Genomic DNA, 23,907 nt, shown 5'->3' with positions numbered 1-23,907 from the left:
TATATCAATTTATTCTCCATTGGTTATTATACCTTAAAATAATAAGAATGAAAACAAAAAAATAAGTAAATTAACTTTAAGCCTAGAAAAGATAATTTATTTTAATTATGATATTTATTATAAAATGAAAATAAATTAAAAAATATGATATGATAATATTATTAGATAAGTACCTTTTTATAAGAGAAAATATGTGGTTTAAATTGATTAAATTGCTAAGTAGGTATATTAAACTAATTAAAGCTTATATTAAGATTATTAGTTTAAATTTATTTAATAAATATTTTTAAAACTAAGGAGGAAAATATGTTAACAGATTTACATATACATAGTTATTATTCTGATGGAACAATGTCACCACAAGAAATAGTAAGGGATGCTAAAAATAAGAACGTAGGAATTATCTCAGTAACTGATCATGATGTTTTAGATTCATATGAAGAAGTAAAAATCGAAGCTGAAAAAGAAGGTATTACTCTAATAAGAGGAGTTGAAATAGATTCAATATTTGAGGGGCACTTAGTACATTTATTAGCATATAAATTTAATGATAATGAGAATTTCTTTAATCTGGTAAATAAAGCTAAAGAAAATTTATTAGAAACAAGTATAGAGCTTATAAAAAGAATGGAAAAAGATTATGAAAATATATCTTTAGAAGATTATAACTCTTATGAATATGACAGAAGAAAAGGTGGCTGGAAGGGTATACATTATTTGTTTGATAGAAATATTACAGAAGGACTTTTTGATGGAATGAAGTTTTATGGAAAATATGAATGTGGACATGAAAAGTTTGATTTTCCAGGTGTAAAAGAAGTTTGCGATATTACTCATGAGGCTGGAGGCTATGTTGTATTGGCACATCCTTGTAATTATTATAAAGATAAAACTAAGGAAGAAATAATAGAAAAACTTGAAATACTAAAAGGATTAGGTGTTGATGGAATTGAATGCTATTATCCAGCTAACAGTGATTTAATGACAGAAACATGTTTAGAATTCTGTAAAGAAAATAACATGATAATAACAGCAGGCTCTGATGGACATGGTGATTTTGGTGCTGTAAGTAAGGGCGTAGAGTATTATATAGGTGCAATTAATAAGGATAGCAGTTTATTAAATATTGAAAAATTACTTTAATTAATAAATAAGTTGAAGATAGAATGTTGATTTTGAAATTAATATTCTATCTTTTTTTTGTAAAGAACATTAGTAAAATTTAATATTTTTTTAATAAATACACAATATATAAAGAGATGTTAAAAGGTAGGAGAAAACCATATGAATAAAAAAAGTGTTTTAGTTTTTTTAATTACGATTTTATATGTTTTTATAGGTATGGATTATAGTAAGTGTTATTGCGACGATGTAAGTGGAGGAAAGAAAGTTCTTATAATAGGATCATATTCTCCGGCTAATAAGTGGGAAAGTTCTATATTACAGGGATTTGAGAACAGTAATGATAGGTATATAGCGAAAACTGAATTTTTAGATAGTAAAGTTTTAGAATCTAAAGAATATGATGAGGGCTTTATTAACTTTTTAAATGTTAAATATAAGGATTCAAATATTGAATATATAATTACTTTAGATGATGAAGCTTTTCAATTAGTTAGAAAAAATTTATTTAATGAGAATTTATTTATTTATAAGAAAAAAGTTATTTATGTAGGGATAAATGAAACTATATTTTTAACCAAAGATGAAAGTGAATATATTACTGGAATATTAGAGTATCAATATAATTTACCTATAGTAAATACAATTTTAGAGGCTAGTAAAGAGGTTTCAGATATATATTTAATTTTAGATAATAGTATTTATTGTAATACTATTAAGGAAGAGTTTTCAAAAATTATTGATAAATCAGAAAAGCCATTTAATTATCATATTATTCAAGAAACACATTTTAAAGATGTTAAAGAGAAATGTAAGGAAATAGAAGATAAACGTTGTGCGATATATTTATGCGGGACATTTAAAGATTCCAATAAAACAGATCTAGTTCAACCAGAGGATGTTATAAATGGAATTAAAGAAGTAACTAAGGCTCCTATTTATACGAAATTAGAAGAATATGTTTATGCTGGAGCAGTAGGGGGGATAGTTAATGATGGTTATAAGTTAGGAGAAGTAACATATACACTTTTGAATAATATTGTAGAAGAAAGTTTTGACTATAATGTAGTACCTATACGTAATACATTTAGTATACCAATTTTTAATTATGATGCTATTTTAGAATATGATATTAATCCTTTAAGATTACCACAAAAGAGTAAGTTTATTAATAAAAATATGTTTGATCTATTACTTCCTAAATATTTACGTGTAATAGTCTGGACATTAGTTTCATTAGGTATATTAGGTATAGTTGGTTTAATTTATTTATCTATTAAAAACACAAAAACGGCTAGAGAAAATAAATTGTTATTAATAGAATCTATTGAAAGAGAGAAAATAAAAACTGATTTTATTGTTACAATATCCCATGAATTAAGAACGCCATTAAATATAATAATAAATGCAAGTAATTTATTAAAAATAAAATTGGAAAAAGGAGAGTTTAATGCATGTTTTTTTACTGAAAGATTAAATTATATAATGAAAAATGCTAATAGATTGCGTAGATATATTAATAATTTAATTGATGTAAGTAAATTAGAAATGGGATATATGGATGCTAATTTTACAAATGAGAATATAGTAGAAGTAGTTGAAGATATAACATTAACTATTGTAGATTTAGCCCAAATTTATAACTTAAATGTAATTTTCGATACTGAAGAAGAAGAAATAATTACAGCTATAGATAAGTTAAAGATAGAAAGAGTTATATTAAACTTATTATCTAATGCTATAAAGTTTACGAATGATGGTGGAAATATAATGGTTTTAGTAAAGAGAGAGACTAATAATGTTGTTATAGAAATTAGTGATGATGGTATTGGAATGAAAGAGGAAATGAAAGAACATGTTTTTGAAAAGTTCAAAAGAGCAGATTTTAATGGAGGCCTTAATAGACAAAATGAGGGAAGTGGTTTAGGGCTATTTATTGTAAAAGGGTTAATAGATTTACATAATGGAAATATAGATGTAAAGAGTAAGCTTAATGAGGGAACTACATTTATAATTACATTACCAATAAGAACTGTAGCAGATGAAGAGGAAGAAAATTTAATAGGGGATTCATCTTTAAAATATATGTTTGAAATGGAGTTTTCTGATATTAATAAAAAAGAATAAAAGTATATAAAGAAATTTAGAATTTATAGTAAAAAAAGACTGTATAATTTATACAGTCTTTTTGGTGCTGAAGACCGGAATCGAACCGGTACGGTATCGCTACCGCAGGATTTTAAGTCCTGTGCGTCTGCCTGTTCCGCCACTTCAGCAGGCAAGATTTATTTTAATATGATATTAAGAATAAGTCAATAGAAAAATTAAAAAAAATAAAAAAATATGTAATAGTAGTAAAAAAGGTGATAATATAAAAGAAATATATTTATGGAAATTGGTGAGCTATTATGAATAATGTGTTTGAAGTACTTCATAAGTATTATGGATATAATTCCTTTAGAAAAGGGCAGTATGAAATTATAAATAATATATTAAGTAAAAGAGATACATTTTGTATTTTACCAACAGGTGGGGGAAAATCAATTTGTTATCAGATTCCAGCTCTTTTATTTAAGGGAGTTACTATAGTTATTTCACCATTGATTGCTTTAATGAAGGATCAGGTAGATAATTTAAAATCAAATGGAATAAATGCCGAATATATAAATAGTACTCAAAATTTAGAGAGTATAGATAGCATTATGGAAAGGTGTAGAAAAGGTGAAATAAAATTACTTTATATTGCTCCTGAAAGGTTAGAAAATGAATTTTTCAAAAGAAAGCTTAGAAAACTTAATATAAGTCAATTAGCAATAGATGAAGCTCATTGTGTATCAATGTGGGGACATGATTTTAGAAGAAGTTATGGATTAATTAATGATTTTATAAACTCTTTAAGTATTAGACCAGTAGTAACTGCATTTACTGCTACAGCAACAGAAATTGTAAGAAAGGATGTAGTTAAGCTTTTAGGATTGAGGAGGCCTTACATATACATAGGTAGTTTTGATAGGGATAACTTATCTATAAGGGTACATATTGAAGAAGATAAGTTAGAGTTAGTAAAAGATATAATTAAGGATAAGGAAAATGAAGCTGGTATAATTTATTGTGCTACGAGGAAGGAAGTAGATGGATTATATTTTTATCTTAAGGATTTAGGATATGATGTATTAAAATATCATGGTGGATTAAAGGATGAAGAAAAAGAGTATTATCAAGATGAATTTTTAAATGAAAACTGCAATGTTATGATTGCAACTAATGCTTTTGGAATGGGAATAGATAAGTCCAATGTGAGATATATAGTTCACTTTACAATGCCTAAAAATATAGAAAGTTACTATCAGGAAATTGGAAGGGCTGGTAGAGATGGAGCTATATCTGAGTGCCATATTTTATTTAATAGAAGTGATATTAGAACATTAGAATATTTAATATATACAACTGTTCAGATAGATAGAAAAGAATTAGAAATAAAGAAGCTTCAAAGCATGATAGACTTTTGTGAGAGTAAAGAATGCTTAAGGGCCTTTATTTTAAAATACTTTGGACAAGAGAATATTAGGGAGTATTGCAATAATTGTAGTAATTGCCTAAATAGTGATGAACTTAGAGATTATACTATAGAAGCTCAAAAGATATTATCTTGTGTATATAGAACTAGAGAGCGTTATGGAGTTGCAGTTCTTATTGATGTACTTAGAGGAATGGTTGGGCCTAAGATAATTAATGATAAATTAAATGAATTAACTACATATGGGATAATGAGAGAATATAGTAGTAAATTTATACGAGATCTAATAAAGGTATTAATTGATTTTGGGTATGTTAATTTAAAAGAAGGTACTTATTCCATGTTACAATTAAATGAAAAATCCTATAGTATTTTAAAGTCAAATCAAAGAGTAATGTTAAAGTTAAGTTATCAAGATGAGGAAAAAGTTATTAATAGTGATTTGTTTAATAAGTTAAGAATTTGGAGGAGAGATACTGCTATTAGAGAAGGCGTAAAACCATATATAATTTTTTCAGATGCAACATTAATTGAATTATGTAATAAATTACCTAAAACAGATCAAGAACTTTTAGAGATTAGAGGTATGGGAGAAAAGAAATTTAATAAATATGGAAAAGAGATTTTAGAAAAGTTAAAGAGTTAAAATTTTATAAAGTAAATAAAGATTCCTTATGATTAAAATTATATTTATATGATTTTAATCATAAGGAATCTTTATTATTTATAAGATATATTGAGGATTAAATATAATAAATAAAAAATAAAAAAATATAATTATTTAATAATAATTGATAAATTCAAACATATAAAATATAGGGAAGTGTAAATAAAAAAATAGGAATATAACTATTTAATACAATAATATATTAAATTAAAGGGGAGGGATGAGTTTATGAACTTTAAGGAATTTATAACTACAGATAGAGAAAGTAGAAATAAAGAAAAATTTGAGGGTACATTTTTAGATTACTTAGAAATAGTAAAGCAAAACCCAGATATAGCAAAACTTGCACATAAGAGGTTATATGACTTTATTATGAGTAAGGGGGTAGAAGTTTTAAAAGGTGATGAACACCCAAGAATAAGAAAAATATATGGTAATGAAACAATTAGGGAGTATGGATATTTTAAAGATGATTTCTTTGGAATTGATAAAGTCTTAATGAAGCTTGTTAATTATTTACACTCTGCATCTATGAAGGGTGAGGAATCTAGGCAAGTTTTATACTTAGTAGGACCTGTTGGAGCTGGTAAGTCTTCATTAGTTGAATCTTTAAAGAGTGCATTAGTTCAATGTGAGCCAATATATTCTATAAAGGGTTGTCCAATGCATGAAGAACCCTTACATCTAGTTCCAAATCATTTAAGGCCTAAGTTTAATGAAATGTTAGGTGTTCAAATAGAAGGAGACTTATGTCCAGTATGCAAGTATAGATTACTTCATGAATTTAATGGAGAATATGAAAATTTCCCTGTTGAAAGGAAGGGGTTCTCTATAAGATCAAGAAAGGGGATAGGTGTTGTTCCACCTGTTGACCCTAATAATCAAGATACTTCAATATTAACAGGTTCTATTGATATTTCTAAGATGGATATGTACCCAGAGGATGATCCAAGAATATTCTCACTAAATGGAGCATTTAATGTAGGTAATAGAGGATTAGTTGAATTTATAGAAGTATTTAAAAATGATGTTGAATACTTACACACAATTATAACAGCAACTCAGGAAAAATCTATACCATCACCTGGTAAGGGTTCAATGATTTATTTTGATGGATTAATAATAGCTCACTCTAATGAAGCAGAGTGGAATAAGTTTAAATCAGATCATACTAATGAAGCAATTCTAGATAGAATTGTAAAAATTGAAGTTCCTTATTGCTTAGAACTTGAAGAAGAAATTAAGATTTATGAAAAGATATTAAAGAAGAGTAACTTTAAGGCTCATATTGCACCTCATACAATTGAAGTTGCAGCAATGTTTGCTATACTTTCAAGATTAACACCATCTGCAAAAGTTGACCCTATGACTAAGCTTAAGATTTATAATGGAGAGGATTTAGTTGAAAAGGGAACAACTAAGAAAATTGATATTACAGAGCTTAGAGAAGAAGCAGGGCCTTATGAAGGAATGAAGGGTATTAGTACAAGATTTATTATAAAATCAATTGATAATGCACTTTCAAATTCTGAATATGACTGTATAAACCCTTTAAGCATTATGGAAAGTATAATTAAATCTATTAAAGACATGGATATAGCTGCTGATGATAAGAAGAAATACTTGGCATTTATCCAAGATACTATTAGAAAAGAATATAATAAGACTTTAGAGAAAGAAATAACAAAAGCATTTATCCATTCATTTAGAGAACAAGCTGAAAGTCTTTTCAATAATTATATAGATAATGCTGAAGCTTTTGTTAATAAAACTAGAATTAAAGATGCTCAAACTGGTGAAGAATTAAACCCAGATGAAGAGTTTATGAGAAGTATAGAAGAGCAAATTGGTGTCTCAGAAGCTTCAAGTAAAGGATTTAGAGCAGATGTAACATCATATATGTTCTATCTAGTTAGAAATGGATCAAAGATAGATTACAAATCTTATGAACCATTAAAAGAAGCTATAGAAAAGAAACTTATAGCATCTGTAAGAGATCTATCTAGAATAATTACTAAATCAAGAGTTAGAGATAAAGAGCAAACAGAAAAATATAATGCTATGGTTGACGAAATGCAAAGAAACGGATATTGTCCACACTGCTGTGATGTAATTCTTAAATATGCCGCTAACAACTTGTGGAAGGATTGATAAGGATGGCTATATTTAGAGACAATACTATAAATCCCGTTGAGCATGATAGAAGTATTGAAGATAGAAGAAGACATAGGCAGTTGGTGGAAAAGTCTATTAAAGAAAATTTAGGAGACATACTATCAGAAGAGAGTATAGTAGGAGAAACTAAAAATAAGAAATTTAAAATTCCTATTAGAGGAATAAAAGAATATCAATTTGTATATGGTAGCAACAATAAGGGTGTTGCTACCGGTACAGGTGAAGAAAAGCGCGGTGACAAAATAGGGTCAGCTGAATCTAGTGGTAAAAAGGGAAATAAAGGTGCAGGTAATTCTGAAGGGGACGATATATATGAAACAGAAATAACTTTAGAAGAGTTAATGGATTATATAGTCGAGGATTTAGATTTGCCAAATTTAGATAAAAAGAAATATTCAGAAGTAATAACAGAAAGTGCTAGCAGGAAAAGAGGATATCAAAGACATGGTATTAATCCAAGGTTAGCGAAGAAAAAAACTGTTATGGCTAAGACAGCTCGTAAGCAAGGAAAAAAACGTGCACTTAAAGAAGCTGGATTAGATGATGAATTAGATAGATTTCCATTTAGAGAAGATGATATTAGATATTACAGAGTTAAAACTAAACCTAAAAAGGAAAGTAATGCTGTAATGATTTTTATAATGGATGTATCTGGATCTATGGATAGTACTAAAAAGTATTTAGCAAGATCATTTTTCTTTGTATTATCTACTTTTATAAAAAGAAAATATAATAATATTGCATTTGAATTTATTTCTCATACAACAGTTGCAAAACAAGTTAATGAATACGAATTTTTCCATAAGGCAGAATCAGGAGGAACATATATTTCTAGTGGTTTAAATTTAGCATTAAAGCTTATTGAAGAAAAATATTCTCCAGAAGTTTGGAATATATATCCTGTTTATGCCAGTGACGGTGATAACTGGTCTGAAGATAATGAAAGAGCAATTGAATCTGTGAAGAAACTGTGTGAAGTTAGTAATATGTTTGGATATGCTGAACTTTTACCATCAACTTATTCAACAACAATGTACTATAGATTTAATAAGGAAATTTCAGATAAGAAATTTGTCTCTGTTATTGTTAAAGAGAAAAAGAATTTATGGGACGCTCTTAAGTTGATGTTAAGCAAGGAGCTAAAGGAGGATGAATAATGGAGTACACACTAAAGGAATTAGAAGAGTGGAATGTAAAGATTGAGAAGAAAGCAACTGAATTTGGACTTGATTATTATCCTCAGGAGTTTGAAATAGTTGGATTTAATGAAATGTTAGCTTATGAAGCTTATGTGGGTATGCCATCTAAATATCCTCATTGGAGTTATGGTAAGGCATATGAAAAAAATAAGACATTATATTCATTAAATTTAACTGGTTTGCCTTATGAGATGGTAATAAACTCAAATCCATCCCTTGCATACTTAATGAAAGAAAATACATTACTTTTACAAATCTTAACTATGGCTCATGTTTATGGACATAATGATTTCTTTAAAAATAATAGGTTATTTAGAGAAGGAACTAAAGCCTATTATACTTTGGAGATGTTTAAGTTAGATGCTGATATAATTAGAGGTTATATAAATGATCCTAGTATAGGCTATAGTAGGGTTGAAAAGATATTAGATGCAGCTCACGCACTTAGATATCAAATACCAAGAGTAGTTGGTGTGAAGGAATTAAGTGATGAAGAAATCAAAGCTAATTTAATAGAAGAGTATAATATGAAAATTCAAGGCAGAGATATATTAAATAGTGATGAAGAAATTGAATTGCCAGATTTGAGTAAGACGCCTATAGAACCTTGTGATGATATTATAGGATTTATAATGAAATATGGTTCTTTAGAGGAATGGGAAAAATCAATTCTTAAAATAGTTAAAAGGGAGACTCAATATTTTATACCACAAATTGAAACTAAGATAATGAATGAAGGATGGGCAAGCTATTGTCATTATAACATTTTGAAGAGTTTAGATTTACCAGAAGGATTACATTTTGAGTTTATTAAACGTCATAATGATGTTATAGCACCTGCATTAGGTGGGTTAAATCCTTATTATGTTGGATTTAAAGTGTTTGAAGATATTGAAAAAAGATATGGCAGAGATAAGTTATTTGAAGTTAGATATATAGAAAGAGATAATTCATTTTTACGTAAATATTTAACTCAAGAATTGTGCAAGGATTTGGGATTATTCCAGTATGCAAAGAAGAGCTTTGAATTTGTAGTGGATGAAGTCTCTGATGAAGAGGGATGGAAGAGTATAAGAGACACTATGTCAGACTCATGTGGAGTTGGATCTATTCCTTATATAAGAATTGTTGATTTGAATAAGCGTGATGGTACTTTAACATTAGAACATGTTTTTGATGGTAGAGAACTTGAGCTACTTTATGCAAAAGAAACATTAAAATATTTATTTGATCTTTGGGGGCATAAAGTTATATTAAATACACATACTAAGGAAGGTAGAAGTATCGAAATAGTATGTGATAATGATAGAAGAGTAACAGTAAATTAATATTAAGGAGAAAATGATGAATTAAAAGTGATAAGTAATATGCTTACTATCATTTATGATTCATCATTTTTGTATGTTTTGAATAATTTAATATTAGGAATATTTTAGAGGAGATAAAAATGGATTTAAAGGGAAGTAAAACAGAGAAAAATCTGTATAGAACCTTTGCTGGAGAAAGTAGAGCAAGAAATAAATATACTTTATATGCAGAAAAGGCCAAAAAAGAAGGTTATCAGTGGATAGCTGAAGTTTTCGATATTACTGCAATAAATGAATTAGCTCATGCAAGGAGAGTTTATGGAGAAATTTTAAAGTTAGTTTCTAGTACTAAAGAAAATTTAATTGATGCAATATGTAGCGAAACAGAGGAATATAAAGAATTATATGCTAAATTTGAACAAGAAGCTAAAAATGAAGGGTTTAAGGAAATTGCTGACTTATATAAGGAGTTGAGAGAAGTAGAGGAAGCTCATGCTGAAAGGTTTAAAAAGTTATATGATAAATTAAATAAGAAATCAATGTTTGTTGGTCCTGAGAATTCTAAGTGGGTTTGCATGAATTGTGGATATATACATGAGGGGGCAGAAGCACCGGATAAATGTCCATTATGTGCATATCCAAAAGATTATTTTAAACCATATTGTGAAATAAAAAATATATAAGGAGTTATAAGTAATGTTTATATCAATACCAAAAGAATTTTTTGTTCCTGTAATTTTTGGAGAGGGATTTACATTAAATGAAGAAAATAATAATTTAGAAATAGATTTAAATATGTATAGAGAAAGTACTGGCAAAAAAGATAACAGCAATTTAAAGATGAATAAAGAATATTTAGAAAATAGTAAGACTGCAAAAGAAAAGCAAGATATTGTTAATATAGAAGTAAATATGAATGAAAAACAATGTGGAAATAAAGCTAAAGTAGAAGATAACACAACCACTAATAAAAAAGAGAATGGGTCAACCATATATGTACCTTTAAAGGAAAAAAGTGATTTTGAAAAATTATGTAGTAATGAAGGAAAGATATTTGAAGAATTAGATGATGAATTTATAGAGAATATTAATATTAATCTTAAGGGATGTAATAAAAATTGTAACTAAATTAATTTAAAATAATTATAATTCGGAGGTATTTAAATGAAATATCAACAATTAATGAAAGAATATTATGTTGATATTAATAATTTAAATCAATTATTAAAAACAATGGTAGACTCATATAGATTATTAATAGGGGGAGCTGCAGAATTAAATAATATATATGAGGCAAAAAGTAGTTACGTTAAAGAAGCTGTTCATAGAGCAAATGAATTAGGTAAGATAATAGATAATGTTATTGATTTATTAGATGAATGCGGAGAAACTTATTTTAAATATTGTGCTCTAGTTGGAGATTATATTTTAAAGAAAAGTGATAATAAGGTAATTTTAACTGAAGTAGATGATGAATTATTTTTTCAAGACTCATCTACTAGAGAAGAGTTTGAAAGTTTAAAGGCTTATAAGAAGGATCAAGAAGAGAAACTAAATAGTTAAAAGAAAGCTATATCAAAGTGTAAGTTATTTAAATATCTTTGATATAGCTTTTTTTAGAATTTTTTTAATTTAAATGTACTTACCATCAAATAAGATCCTAATAATAATAATAATAATGGAATAAGTGCTGAAATGTCTTTGTTAATGGTAAATAAACAGAATAATGCTAAAAAGCTACCTGTAACAGTAATAGGAACACCTGTAAAAACTCCATTAAATTCACTGGCATTATATCTAGCTAATCTAAAAGCACCGCATATTGGAAATAATAAAAGTGGAATTATTCCTAATATACCTGAGGGTCCTAGGGTATAAAAATCAAATAATAGAAATACTAATATAGATGGTGCAACACCGAAGGAAACTAAATCAGCTAATGAATCTAGTTCTTTCCCTAAATCACTTGTAACTTGTAAATAGCGTGCTATTCTACCATCATATCGATCAACTAATGCAGCAAGCAGTATAAAAATACATGCTAGAGAATAGTTGCCATCAAAGGTAGAAAGCAGTGATAATATTCCAAATGATAAATTAATAAAAGTAAAGATGTTAGGAATACTGCTTTTTCTCATATAATCACTCCTAATTCTATCTTACATAAAGATAATTATAACATAAAATTTAAAAAAAATTAATATTCTGTAAAATGAATGTCTGAAGAATTTGTTAAACATGAAAACATAGGTGTTTAATGGGTATATACATAGTATATATAAGGAGTTTTAAATATATTCGAGATATAGCGTAATAAAATATATGTGGTATAATTTTATAGAGATAATAGGAGGGATACAATGAAAAAGGTAAAGTTAATTTATAATCCATATTCAGGAGAAAATATTATTTTATCAAAACTAGATGAAATAATTAACATACATCAACAAGCTGGCCTTACTATAGTGCCATATAGAATAAGAAAAGAATGTGGGATAGAAAGTGCGTTTCATGATATTAAGCCAGGTGAGTATGAGTATATACTAGTGGCTGGTGGAGATGGAACTGTTGATTCAGTTGTAAATGCTATGGCTAAGCAGGGAATTTCACTACCTATAGGTATTTTACCAGTAGGTACAGCAAATGATTTTTCTAAATTTTTAGGAATACCATTTGATGTAGAAGCGGCTTGTAAGCAAATAATTGGCTCAACAGCAACTACAGTTGATTTAGGAAGTATTAATAATAAATACTTTGTAAATGTTGCTAGCACAGGACTTTTTACGGATGTGTCTCAAAAAACTGATGTAAATTTAAAAAATACAATTGGAAAATTGGCATATTACTTAAAGGGAATAGAAGAATTACCGAATTTTAGACCATTAAAAGTAAAAATATCATCAGAACAAGTGAATTTTGATGGTACTATGTACCTTATGTTAATTTTTAATGGAAAAACTGCAGGAAATTTTAATTTAGCTACTAGAGCTGATGCTACAGATGGAATGTTAGATGTAATAGTTTTTAAGGCTGTTCAAATATATGAATTAATTCCTTTATTTATAAAGGTTCTTAAGGGAGAACATCTAGACTCAGATAAGGTTATATACTTTAAAACTGATAGACTTCATATAGAATGTAATGAAAATATAGTTACAGATATAGATGGAGAAAAGGGTCCAGATTTTCCATTAGATATAAAATGTATAAAGGGTGGATTGAAAATTTTAGGGGTTAAGTAGAAAAAAAGAATAAATAGAATAAAAATTTAATAATTATAAATAATAGTACTTTTCTAAAGGAGATAAAAAGTGGTTGCCTTTATTTATTTATGTATATTATTATTTATGATTATTTTTTCATTATATTTAATTTATTTAAGTTCTAATAAATGCCCTAAAAAAATACGAAAGTTTTATTTAGTAAGCTTATCAATTATAGTAGTGAGATACGTGTCATTACTATCTTTATGGTTAGTACAAAGACAGAGAATTATTTATTTTATTAAAATATTCACACAACTAAATTTTTTAGCTATTCCACTTTTAATATTGGCAGCTATTTATATATTTTTAAGGGATGAAAAAAGAAGGTTTGATTATAATTATACTTTTATGATTATATTATTCTTAGGCTATTGTCTAATAAATATATTTTATAAACTAGACATAAGAGTAGATACTGTATTTGGATTTATGGTAAGTTATAAAGAAATTTTAGTCCCAAATTTAATTTATTTAATAGTAATTTCTTCATTTGTAGTTATAACATTACTATTTGTTGATAAACCATACAGTAATATAAGTGGAATGAAATTACTTTTAGTATCATTAATAATTACTGTTATAGAATTTATAATATTTTTAGGTGGAATTAGAATTTTTCCATATCCATTAATTGGGGAAGTATGTATTATAGGATGTTCCTATAAGGCAATATCTACCTTTAAAATTAAAAAATAAGAATTAAATAATAAATATTGTTTTTATAGTATTGCCTTTTATCGGGTTGTTAATATAATATTAATATATGATGCCCAATAAAGGGCATTTTTATTGCAACTTTAAAGTAAAGTTTGTAATAAATAGTCTTTGAAAATAATGGTGGTGAGATTAAATGGAGGGTGTCCCTCAGAGTATTAATTTAAGAAAATTGAATATAAGAAGTAATAGAGGGGAAACTCAGATTTAAAGTCAAACATCTCCTCTATTAATTGAGGAGGAATTTTTTATGCAAAGATTATCAGTTTTTTTATTTACAAGCATATTAGGAAGAAAGATATATGATGAATTTGATGATGTGCTTGGTGAATTAAAAGATATATATGTAACTACTGAACAAGGATATCCAAGAGTTATTGGATATAAAGTTAAACGTGATGGGGTAACATTCCATTATGAGTTTAGAAGCATATTATTCTATAATGTTGATAATAAGGTAAAAATAATGACTCGTGGAAGCAAAGAAATACTTCCAAGAACTTACTCTTATTTATTATCAAGAAATTTATTAGATAAAAAGATTGTAGATATTAATGGCAAGCAAGTTGTTAGAGTTGATGATTTGAGAATTGCAGAAATTGCTGGTGAATATAGGGTAATTGCAGTTGAAACGGGACCTCTTGCTAAGTTTAGAAGAATGAACTGTCAAGGCTTAGGAAAGTTTTTCTATAAAGTATTGAACAAGGACTTTGAAGATAAAGTTATTATGTGGGATGACGTTGAATCTTTAGAAATGGTTAATAAGAATTTACAGATATCAGTGCCATATAAAAAGCTATCAACATTACATCCTGCTGATTTAGCAGATATATTAGAAAATCTTGATGCAAGCTCAAGAAAACAAATTTTTGAATCATTAGATGAAGATTTAGCAGCAGATACTTTAGAAGAAATAGAACCAGAATATAAAAGCAGTATTATAAAGGGGTTAAGTGAAGCAAAGGCTGTAGAAGTATTAGAAAATATGCCTAATGATGAAATCGCAGATATATTAGATGAATTAGATGATGATGAAAGGGAAAAGATACTTGTTAATTTAGAAACAGAAGATGCTGAAGAAGTAAAAGAACTTCTTAAATATGAAGAAGAAACAATCGGAAGTATAATGAGTAAAGATTTTATTTCATTTAATTTGGATATTACTGTTGGAGAAATAATAGATATTTTAAGAGAAAGTAATCCTGAAGATGAAGAGTTAAATTCAATATTTATAAAGGATGAAGAAGAAAGGGTAATTGGAGTAATAGAATTAAAAGATTTAATTCTAAATGATAGTAAAGTTAAAGTAAAAGAAATAATGGATGAAAATATAAATATACTTAAGCATAATGAGGATATAGATGAAGCTGTTGAAATAGCAGCAAAATATGATTTATTGGCTATACCAGTAGTTGACAATAATGATGTTTTAATAGGAGTTGTAAATACTCACGATTTAATTGATGAAGTTTTATATCCAATTTGGAAAAAGAAAAATAAGTAAAATATTTGAAATTAGTTGTTGACTTTTTAATTAAGAAGCATATAATTATAGTATAAAGTCTAGTTAAATACTCGGAATTAAAACTGTGAAAAAGGAAAGTAGTATAAAGGAAGGTTACAGAGAGAAAAGAGTGCTGAGAACTTTTTACTGGTAATTTATATGAAGTGCCCTTTGGAGTTTATGCCTGAAATAATAGTAAGGTTTTACGGTAGCACCCGTTATAGTGCTCAGGTATTATGTTGTACCGTAGAATGAGTGAAATCATTATTATTATGATGGTTTAATTAGAGTGGAACCGCGAATATACTTCGTCTCTAGAAAGAGACGAAGTTTTTTTATATAAAAATTTAAATAGTTAATAAAAATATTTTGGAGGTATATATATGATTTATAATGGAGCAATTGAATTAATAGGAAGAACACCGATATTAAAAGTAACAAATATGATAGATGAAAATAGTGCAGATGTATATGTGAAGTTAGAAAAGTTTAACCCAGGTGGAAGTGTAAAGGATAGAGCAGCGCTTGGAATGATTGAAAAAGCAGAAGAGGAAGGGCTATTAAAGAAAGGATCAGTAATTGTTGAGCCTACAAGTGGAAATACAGGAATTGCATTAGCAATGATAGGGAGAGTAAAGGGATATAAAGTAATAATAGTTATGCCTGAAACTATGAGCAAAGAAAGAAGAGATTTAATTAAAGCTTATGGAGCAGAGTTAGTGTTAACAGAAGGAGCTAAAGGCATGAAGGGAGCTATAGAAAAAGCTACTCAAATGGTAAAAGATTATGGATATTTTATGCCACAACAATTTGAAAATATAGCTAATCCAGAAAAGCATTATGAAACAACAGCACAAGAAATATATGAAGATATAAATGATTTAGATGTTTTTGTAGCTGGAGTTGGAACAGGTGGAACCATAACAGGGATAGGAAAGAATTTAAAGGAAAAAATAAATGGTATAGAGATTGTCGCAGTTGAACCAAGTAATTCACAGGTTATTATAGGGAAAAATCCAGGTCCACATAAAATTCAAGGTATAGGTGCAGGATTTGTACCACAAAATTATAAAGAAGAATATGTTGATAAGGTGATAGCTGTTAGTGATGAAAATGCAATTAAAACAGCGGTAGATTTTTCTAAAAATGAAGGGATATTGGTAGGTATATCATCAGGAGCAGCAATTTATGCAGCTATAGAAATAGCCAAAAAGCTTGGAAAGGGTAAAAAAGTATTAGCAATAGCTCCAGATGGTGGAGAAAAATACATTTCAATGGGGATCTACGAACAATTTAGTTAAGGGAGGAATAGTAGGTTTGTTTAAAAATTTAAGATATGACTTGAATAGAGTTATGGAGAATGATCCTGCTGCTAGGAGTAAGATAGAGGTATTTTTGCTTTATCCGACGATTCATGCTTTAATTTCATATAGAATAGCTCATTTTCTTTATACTAAAAGATTATTCTTTTTAGCTAGGCTTATATCACAAATATCTAGGTTTTTTACAGGAATAGAGATACATCCTGGTGCTAAGATTGGAAAGGGATTAGTTATAGATCATGGAATGGGTGTAGTAATTGGGGAAACAGCAGAAATTGGAGATAATGTACTTTTATATCATGGAGTAACTTTAGGTGGAACAGGAAAAGATAAAGGAAAGAGGCATCCTACTTTAGGGGATAATGTTATAATAGGAGCTGGTGCTAAGGTTCTTGGACCTATATATATTGGAAGTAATTCTAAAATAGGTGCAAATTCTGTAGTGTTGAAGGATGTTCCTGAAGGTGCTACAGCTGTTGGAATTCCAGCTAAAAATATAATTAAGGTTCAGGAAGAAGTGCCAGCAATAATAGAGATAGAAGACTATAGAGGTAATAGTAAAGAAATTTATAATGATATGGTGATTTAATTTATGTTTAAGGAAGAGATAATAGAGTACTGTAATTCGTTGAATCTAGATAATATTGGGTTCATTAAATGTAGGAGATTTGATGAATTAATAGAATTTTATAAAGAGCGAAAAGAAAAGACTTTGGAAAATGAATTTGAGGAAAGTGACATAGAAAAAAGGATAAATCCAATGTGGTATATGGAAAGGGGAAAGACTATTATTTCAATAGCCTTTCCCTATCTTTGGGTTGAAAATAATATTGAAAATGGATTTTCAAAATATACTAAGGGATTAGATTATCATAGAGTTGTTAAAAAATATTTAGATAAGATTTGTGACTTTATTAAATCAAAAGGTGGTGAAGCTATTTCTTTTGTAGATAGTAATACATTGCCTGAAAGATATATAGCTTACTTAGCCAATGTTGGGTTCATTGGTAGAAATAATATGATTATAACAGAGAAATATGGGTCTTATGTTTTTTTAGGTGAAATAATTACTAATTTAGAATTAGAAAGTGATGAAATACGAAGCTTTCATGAGATAAAAGAATATATAGAATGTGGAGAATGTACTAAATGTTATAAAGGATGTCCAACAAAATCTATTAATGTAAACAAGATAAATCCTAATATATGTTCTTCATATATTACGCAAAAGAAAGAGTTAACAGATGTTGAAATAAAACTTTTAAAGGGTAAGATATTTGGGTGTGATATATGTCAAAATGTATGTCCATATAATAAAAAAATAGATTTTTCAAAGATTGAGGAGTTTAAGCCTTTAGAATTTATGTGCAATTTAGAAAGTGATAGTTATGCTGATATGAATAATAAATTTTTTAAGGATAATATTTCAAGAACATCTTGTGGATGGAGAGGAAAAAATGTTATTAAGAGAAATGCTATAATAAAGTTGCATAATGAAGGCAAAAATATAGAAGGATATAAGGGAGATTCAGCTTATATAAATGAATATATAGAGAGATTAAAATAAGTTAATTGTTTTAAATAAATATATAAAATATAATATTTATGTGAATAGGTAATTTAAGGGGGGATTAAATATGATGTCTAAGGCTACTGCAAGGATTATACAGCTTTTGCCTGAAAAATTAGTTGTAAGGATAGCAAGAAATAAAGTAAATGGATATTTAAAAAAATATGCAAAAATTAATGTGAGTGGATATGAAAATATAAAAAAAGCTGAAGGACCTAAAATATTTATTAGTAATCATTTAAGTAATTCAGATGGATTTATTATAGAAAAAGTATTAAAGGATGAATATGATCCTACTTTTGTTGCAGGAGTTAAACTTTCAAATGATCCAGTTACCAATTTAGGAACTAAAATAGTTAAGAATATTGCGATAAAGCCTAATAGTGCTGATAGAGATGCTATTATGTCTATGATAAATGTATTAAAGGATGGAGAGAATCTTGTTCTTTTTCCGGAAGGGACAAGAAGTAGAAGCGGAAGTATGATAGAGGGTAAAAAGGGAGTATTATTAGTTGCTAGAATGAGCAAAGCAAAGATAGTACCGATTTCATTATATGGAACTGAAAAACTATTACCTATTAATAAAAATGGTGATATGGCTGGTGAAGAGTGGAATGAAGCAGAGGTAAATGTAAAGATAGGAGAGTATATAGAACTTCCTAAAAAATATAAAGATGAATCTAAGCATGAATATGATGATAGATGCCTAACTTACATAATGAAATCAATAGCTAATGGGTTGCCAGAAGAATATAGAGGCGTTTATAAATAGTTAAGGAATTAAGAGATTGGGAGCTTATATTAATTAAAAAGTTTAAATATTAGGGGATTAGGATATTAGTGGAGTGACGATCTTAAAAAATTTAGGAGGAAAGTTAAATGAAACAAAGGACTAAGATAATATTAGAGGAGTTAAAAAGATTATATCCAGATGCTAAATGTGAATTAAATCATGAAACTCCTTTTCAGTTATTAGTTGCAACAATTTTATCTGCACAAACTACAGATAAAAAGGTTAATGAAGTAACCGAAAGTTTATTTAGAGATTATCCAGATGTTGATGCATTTCTAACATTATCTATAGATGAGCTTGAAGAAAGAATAAAACAAATAGGATTATATAGAAGTAAAGCTAAGAATATATTAATTATGTGTAATCAATTAAAGAGTAAATTCAATGGAGAAGTTCCTAAAACTATGGAAGAGATAACAAGTTTAGCAGGTGCAGGAAGAAAAACTGCAAATGTAGTATTATCAAATGCATTTGGAGTTCCATCTATTGCAGTTGATACACATGTTTTTAGAGTTTCTAATAGACTTGGATTAGCAGATTCAGATAATGTTTTAGAAGTTGAAAAGCAACTTCAAGCAGAATTGCCTAAAAAAGAGTGGAGTTTGACACACCATTTATTAATATTTCATGGCAGAAGATGTTGTATAGCAAGAAATCCTAAGTGTAATGAATGTCCACTTACTAATAGATGTAAATATTTTAAGGAGCAAAAGGCTAAAAAGAAATAAAAGTTTTAAATTATGATATAATTAATATAAAAATATGTAGTAATATCTACATAATTACTAGAGTTTTAGGAGGATATATATGAAAGTTGGAGTAATAATGGGGGGAATTTCTTCAGAAAGAGAAATTTCGCTTAAAAGTGGTAATTCAATAGTTGAAAAAATAGATAAAAATAAATATGAAGTAGTACCAGTAGTTATTGATAATAAAGAAGATATAATAAATAAGGTTAAAGATATAGATTTTGCTTTATTAGCTCTTCATGGAAAATTTGGTGAGGATGGAACTGTTCAATCAGTACTTCAAACTCTAGATATACCTTATTCTGGATGTGGGCCTATAAGTTCAGGGGTATGTATGGATAAAGACTTTACAAAAAGAATATTAAAAGCAAATGATGTTAGAACTGCAAGATGGATTAACGTTTCATCTGTAGAGGAAATAGACTATGATAAAATAGAAGAAATGGGATATCCTGTTTTCGTTAAGCCAACAAACGGAGGTTCGAGTGTTGCCACATTTAAGATAAAGAATAAAGAAGATATTCAAGCAGCAGTTGAAGAAGGATTAAAATGGGATACAGAAGTAATGATTGAGGAGTTCGTTGAAGGTGATGAAATAACTTGCCCAGTATTTGATGGTAAAATGTGGCCTGTTATAGCTATTAAGCCAAAATCTGATTTCTTTGATTATACTCAAAAGTATGCTGCTGATGGGGCTGATGAAATAGTTATTGAATTAGAAGAGGAACTTCATAAAGAAGTTGAAAAAATGGCTTTAGAAACTTATAAGGCTTTAAAGTGTCAAGTATATGCTAGAGTTGATATGATTATTGATAAAAATGGAGTTCCATATATATTAGAAGTAAATACATTACCAGGAATGACTCCAGCAAGTCTTTTCCCTAAGAGTGCGGCAGCAATAGAAATTAGCTATGCTGGCCTTTTAGATAAGATAATAGAAACATCTTTAAAAGTTAAAAGAAGTATTTAATATATGTATTTTAAAACTCAGCGTAAGCTGAGTTTTTTATATAGTTAAAATTATTTTGTTTTAAATGAAACTTTTTAGGTATGTAAATTGTCTAATATTTATAAAGTAATTTAAAATATTGCTTTTCAATATTTTTTGATGTAACCATAACAAAATTTTTAAATATTATATGTAGTAAGGAGAATTTTTTATTGGAGGGCTTTATGCAAAATAGAAGTGACAAAAGTCTTTTTGGTATAGATATTAATGAGTATACACAAAATGTAGACTTTACAGTTCTTTCAACTACTATAGACTTTTTATACCTAAGATCATCAGGCTCAGCAACAGGAAGATTTAGAGTAGATAAAAAATTTTTGCAGTTTGCTAGACAAGCAAGAAATTTTAGAATACCTGTTGGAGCATATCATTTTGGCGTTCCTAGTTCAGACTTAACTACAGCAGATTCACAATGTGATGATTTTATTAATATACTTCAGGAGGGGTTTGGTCAAAGGGACTATGGAGATTTGTTTCCAGTTTTAGATGTTGAAACTCCTACAGATAAGTCAATTTCTACATCTACCTTAATTAATTGGATAGATAGGTTTAGAAAGAGATTTGAGAAAAAAACAAGAAGAAGATTAATGCTTTATACTGGTGTATTTTTTGTTGAAATGTATGATAACTTTTTTATACCAGGTAGAGGATATCCTTTAAAAAATATGATTTTATGGATTGCCCATTATACTGCAATTGCAGGAAATGCTCCTGTTCCACCAGATGTAGGTGGATGGACTAGGTGGAGAGTATGGCAATATAGTGAAAGTGAAAATGTTGCAGGTGTTGGAAATCCAGTTGATGCAAATTGGGGGCCTGATAGCATAGACTTATTAATTCAGCCTAGAAATGTAACAGGACTTACTGTTAATAGAAAAGGAAATGTTTTAAATATTAGTTGGAAGAAGAATCCCGATATAGATTTATTAGGATATAATATTTTTGCTAATAATTACTGGATAGGAACAGTAGATGCTGACGATACTAATTTTTCAATAAATATAAACCAATTACCGTTTGCTGTTAATGGTCCTATAAGAATAAGTATAGAAGCTTTTGATAGAGATGGTGAAACATCTAAGAATAGAACTAGCGTTACTGTATAAAATAATAAAGTAGCTTTAGAATAGCTTTATATTATAAGAAAATAAACATATATAATGTGTAAGGCTATTCTTAAAGCTGTTAATATAATTTTGATTAAATGTCATAATTTTATTAATTGTATTAAATTGAATAATAGAATATAATTAGAACATATTGCAATTATAGCAATTATAGATAAAAATTTGGGAGGAATGGAACTGTGGGTAACGAACAATCAAATGATGGTAAAGTTAAAAAAACTATGTCTAAAGGTAAAATGTTAGCAATAGTTATAACAGCTAGTATAGCAATAATCACAGGAATAATTTTTGGGTATTTCATGAATATAAAAAATGAAGTTGATTCATGGGCTGATAAAATATATCCTGGGGTACAAGCTTATGGTATAGACTTAGGTGGTAAAACTAAAGAAGAAGCAATAGATATAATGAATGATCAATTAATTTCTTTAATTGGTGATAAGGTTATAGCTGTAACTATTGGTGATAAAACTTTTGAACTTAAGTATTCTGATATTAGCCCATCAGTAAGTGCTGATGAAACAGTTGAAGAGGCATTAGATTATGGAAAAGACAAGAAAATGCTTCAAAAGAAAAAAATAATAGAAAATGGTGTTGATTATAAAGTTAATACTGTATTAAGTTATGATGAAGAAAAGGTTAAGGAATTTGTTAATAGCATAAATGAACAAGTTAAGGTTGATGCTGTTAATGCGAAAATATTAATTAATGGTAGCAATATATCTATCACTCCTGAGGTTATAGGAAAGCAATTAGATGTAGATGATTTATGTAATAAAATAAAAGAATGTATAGATCCAGATCCAGAAAAGGTTGAAACTGTAATTGTTGATTTACAAGATTATTCACCAAAAATAACTTCAGCAGATTTAAATAAGATTACTGGCGTAATGTCATCTTATTCTAGTACCTTTGGTACAGGTGATACAGGAAGGGTTGAAAATTTAAGAATTGCAAGTGGATACATTAATGGTACGCTATTAATGCCAGGAGAAGAATTCAGTTATAACAATACAATAGGTCCAACAACTCCAGAGAGAGGATATAAGGAAGCAAATACATATGTTGGTTCTAAAATAGTGCCAGGATATGGTGGAGGTGTATGTCAAGTTTCAAGTACTCTTTATAGAGCTGTTATACAAGCTAATATAAGATCTACAGAAAGACGTAATCACTCGATGACTGTTGGTTATGCAAAGCCAGGTTTAGATGCAACAGTTGCAGCAGGATACATAGACTATAAGTTTGTAAATACATATGATTTTCCTATATATATTCAAGGGTATTTATCTGGTAATCAAGTAGTCTTTAATATTTGGGGAAATAAAGAAGCTATGGGTGGAAAGACTTATGAGCTTGTTAATGAAATATTAGAAACTTATACTTATGGTACAGAAGAAGTGCAAGATCCTACTTTAACTGAAGGAACAAGAGTTGTTACATCATCAGGTTCTAATGGATGTAAGGCAAATGGATATTTAATTACTTATGAAAATGGTGTTCAAATAAATAGAGAACTTATATCAACAGATGTATATTCAACTAGAAATCAAGTTGTTAGTGTTGGAACAAAAAAGGTAGAAACACCTGCAACTCCAGCTCAAAATGAAACAGCTCCAGAAGAGAATACAACAGAAGAAGCTCCAGAAGCTTAAAGATATTTAATTAATTCCAATATATAATTATCATTATTATGAGGTTATATATTGGGATTATTTTTATAATAATAAATATTAAGTATTAGGGCTGATTTTAGATATTAACTAATAAAATATAATATAAAACTTAAAAATTAATAAAGTGTAAAATACTTTGACTATTAAAAAACTATATAGTATCATTGAAGATATATAAATAGTGTAAAGT

At 28.0% G+C, this 23,907-nt stretch carries 21 protein-coding genes, 1 tRNA gene and 1 other annotated feature; of the genes, 20 read left to right on the top strand and 2 right to left on the bottom strand.

Annotation, left to right across the window (positions count from 1 at the left end):
• Positions 1-306: 306 nt before the first annotated feature.
• Complete coding sequence (locus Q0G30_RS06775; RefSeq protein WP_294388141.1) at positions 307-1,143, top strand: PHP domain-containing protein; 837 nt, start codon at positions 307-309, stop codon at positions 1,141-1,143.
• A gap of 141 nt (positions 1,144-1,284) precedes the next feature.
• On the top strand, positions 1,285-3,249 hold the full coding sequence (locus Q0G30_RS06770; RefSeq protein ID WP_294388139.1) for a HAMP domain-containing sensor histidine kinase: 1,965 nt from the start codon (positions 1,285-1,287) through the stop codon (positions 3,247-3,249).
• Between the two features lie 62 nt (positions 3,250-3,311).
• Here the strand turns inward: Q0G30_RS06770 and Q0G30_RS06765 are convergent.
• A tRNA-Leu gene (locus tag Q0G30_RS06765) sits at positions 3,312-3,398 on the bottom strand.
• Positions 3,399-3,530: 132 nt separating this feature from the next.
• Here Q0G30_RS06765 and recQ point away from each other — a divergent pair.
• The 7 genes from recQ (at position 3,531) to Q0G30_RS06730 (ending at position 11,550) form a co-directional block, all read left to right on the top strand.
• The gene (recQ, locus tag Q0G30_RS06760) at positions 3,531-5,285 is read left to right on the top strand and encodes a DNA helicase RecQ (RefSeq protein ID WP_294388136.1); all 1,755 of its coding nucleotides are present in this window, start codon (positions 3,531-3,533) and stop codon (positions 5,283-5,285) included.
• Positions 5,286-5,534: 249 nt separating this feature from the next.
• Complete coding sequence (locus Q0G30_RS06755) at positions 5,535-7,457, top strand: PrkA family serine protein kinase (protein ID WP_294388134.1); 1,923 nt, start codon at positions 5,535-5,537, stop codon at positions 7,455-7,457.
• Between the two features lie 5 nt (positions 7,458-7,462).
• A complete protein-coding gene (gene yhbH / locus Q0G30_RS06750) occupies positions 7,463-8,638 on the top strand; it encodes a sporulation protein YhbH (RefSeq protein ID WP_294134341.1) in 1,176 nt (391 codons plus the stop codon).
• Complete coding sequence (locus tag Q0G30_RS06745; protein ID WP_294388132.1) at positions 8,638-10,008, top strand: SpoVR family protein; 1,371 nt, start codon at positions 8,638-8,640, stop codon at positions 10,006-10,008. The genes yhbH and Q0G30_RS06745 overlap by 1 nt, the downstream gene beginning before the upstream one ends.
• A gap of 119 nt (positions 10,009-10,127) precedes the next feature.
• Positions 10,128-10,670 carry a rubrerythrin family protein gene (locus Q0G30_RS06740; protein ID WP_294388130.1) on the top strand — a complete coding sequence of 181 codons (543 nt, stop codon included), beginning with the start codon at positions 10,128-10,130 and terminating at the stop codon, positions 10,668-10,670.
• 13 nt (positions 10,671-10,683) lie between these two features.
• Entirely contained in the window at positions 10,684-11,115 is a 432-nt protein-coding gene (locus Q0G30_RS06735; RefSeq protein ID WP_294388127.1) for a hypothetical protein, read from the top strand.
• A gap of 36 nt (positions 11,116-11,151) precedes the next feature.
• Positions 11,152-11,550, top strand: coding sequence for a hypothetical protein (locus tag Q0G30_RS06730; RefSeq protein ID WP_294388124.1), 399 nt, complete (start codon positions 11,152-11,154; stop codon positions 11,548-11,550).
• A 53-nt stretch (positions 11,551-11,603) separates the two neighbouring features.
• Here the strand turns inward: Q0G30_RS06730 and pssA are convergent, their stop codons facing one another.
• A complete protein-coding gene (gene pssA, locus Q0G30_RS06725) occupies positions 11,604-12,125 on the bottom strand; it encodes a CDP-diacylglycerol--serine O-phosphatidyltransferase (RefSeq protein WP_294388123.1) in 522 nt (173 codons plus the stop codon).
• Positions 12,126-12,347: 222 nt separating this feature from the next.
• Between pssA and Q0G30_RS06720 the strand changes: the two genes are divergently transcribed.
• The 11 genes from Q0G30_RS06720 to Q0G30_RS06670 all read left to right on the top strand — a co-directional run bounded on the left by Q0G30_RS06720 (position 12,348) and on the right by Q0G30_RS06670 (position 23,696).
• Positions 12,348-13,229 carry a YegS/Rv2252/BmrU family lipid kinase gene (locus Q0G30_RS06720; protein ID WP_294388120.1) on the top strand — a complete coding sequence of 294 codons (882 nt, stop codon included), beginning with the start codon at positions 12,348-12,350 and terminating at the stop codon, positions 13,227-13,229.
• 210 nt (positions 13,230-13,439) lie between these two features.
• Positions 13,440-13,949, top strand: coding sequence for a hypothetical protein (locus Q0G30_RS06715; RefSeq protein WP_294388118.1), 510 nt, complete (start codon positions 13,440-13,442; stop codon positions 13,947-13,949).
• A 268-nt stretch (positions 13,950-14,217) separates the two neighbouring features.
• Positions 14,218-15,471, top strand: coding sequence for a CBS domain-containing protein (locus tag Q0G30_RS06710; protein ID WP_294388116.1), 1,254 nt, complete (start codon positions 14,218-14,220; stop codon positions 15,469-15,471).
• Positions 15,472-15,547: 76 nt separating this feature from the next.
• Positions 15,548-15,790, top strand: a binding site (T-box leader).
• Between the two features lie 64 nt (positions 15,791-15,854).
• A complete protein-coding gene (gene cysK, locus Q0G30_RS06705; protein WP_294388114.1) occupies positions 15,855-16,772 on the top strand; it encodes a cysteine synthase A in 918 nt (305 codons plus the stop codon).
• Between the two features lie 7 nt (positions 16,773-16,779).
• Entirely contained in the window at positions 16,780-17,382 is a 603-nt protein-coding gene (epsC, locus tag Q0G30_RS06700; RefSeq protein WP_294388143.1) for a serine O-acetyltransferase EpsC, read from the top strand.
• Between the two features lie 3 nt (positions 17,383-17,385).
• Entirely contained in the window at positions 17,386-18,360 is a 975-nt protein-coding gene (queG, locus tag Q0G30_RS06695) for a tRNA epoxyqueuosine(34) reductase QueG (RefSeq protein WP_294388111.1), read from the top strand.
• A gap of 70 nt (positions 18,361-18,430) precedes the next feature.
• Positions 18,431-19,135: a lysophospholipid acyltransferase family protein gene (locus Q0G30_RS06690; RefSeq protein WP_294388106.1), complete on the top strand. Its 705-nt coding sequence runs from the start codon at positions 18,431-18,433 to the stop codon at positions 19,133-19,135.
• 107 nt (positions 19,136-19,242) lie between these two features.
• Entirely contained in the window at positions 19,243-19,884 is a 642-nt protein-coding gene (nth, locus tag Q0G30_RS06685; RefSeq protein ID WP_195468306.1) for an endonuclease III, read from the top strand.
• 79 nt (positions 19,885-19,963) lie between these two features.
• Positions 19,964-20,875 (top strand): D-alanine--D-alanine ligase, encoded by a 912-nt coding sequence (locus tag Q0G30_RS06680; protein ID WP_294388102.1) that lies wholly within the window; start codon positions 19,964-19,966, stop codon positions 20,873-20,875.
• Between the two features lie 203 nt (positions 20,876-21,078).
• Positions 21,079-22,020 carry a glycoside hydrolase family 25 protein gene (locus Q0G30_RS06675; RefSeq protein ID WP_294388099.1) on the top strand — a complete coding sequence of 314 codons (942 nt, stop codon included), beginning with the start codon at positions 21,079-21,081 and terminating at the stop codon, positions 22,018-22,020.
• A gap of 200 nt (positions 22,021-22,220) precedes the next feature.
• Entirely contained in the window at positions 22,221-23,696 is a 1,476-nt protein-coding gene (locus Q0G30_RS06670) for a VanW family protein (RefSeq protein WP_294388097.1), read from the top strand.
• Positions 23,697-23,907 lie beyond the last annotated feature (211 nt).

The sequence above is a fragment of the uncultured Clostridium sp. genome (assembly GCF_934754925.1).
In the GTDB taxonomy this organism is placed as follows: domain Bacteria; phylum Bacillota; class Clostridia; order Clostridiales; family Clostridiaceae; genus Clostridium.
The sequence above is the reverse complement of the archived record's forward strand: the minus strand, read 5'-3'. Positions and strand labels throughout refer to the sequence as shown.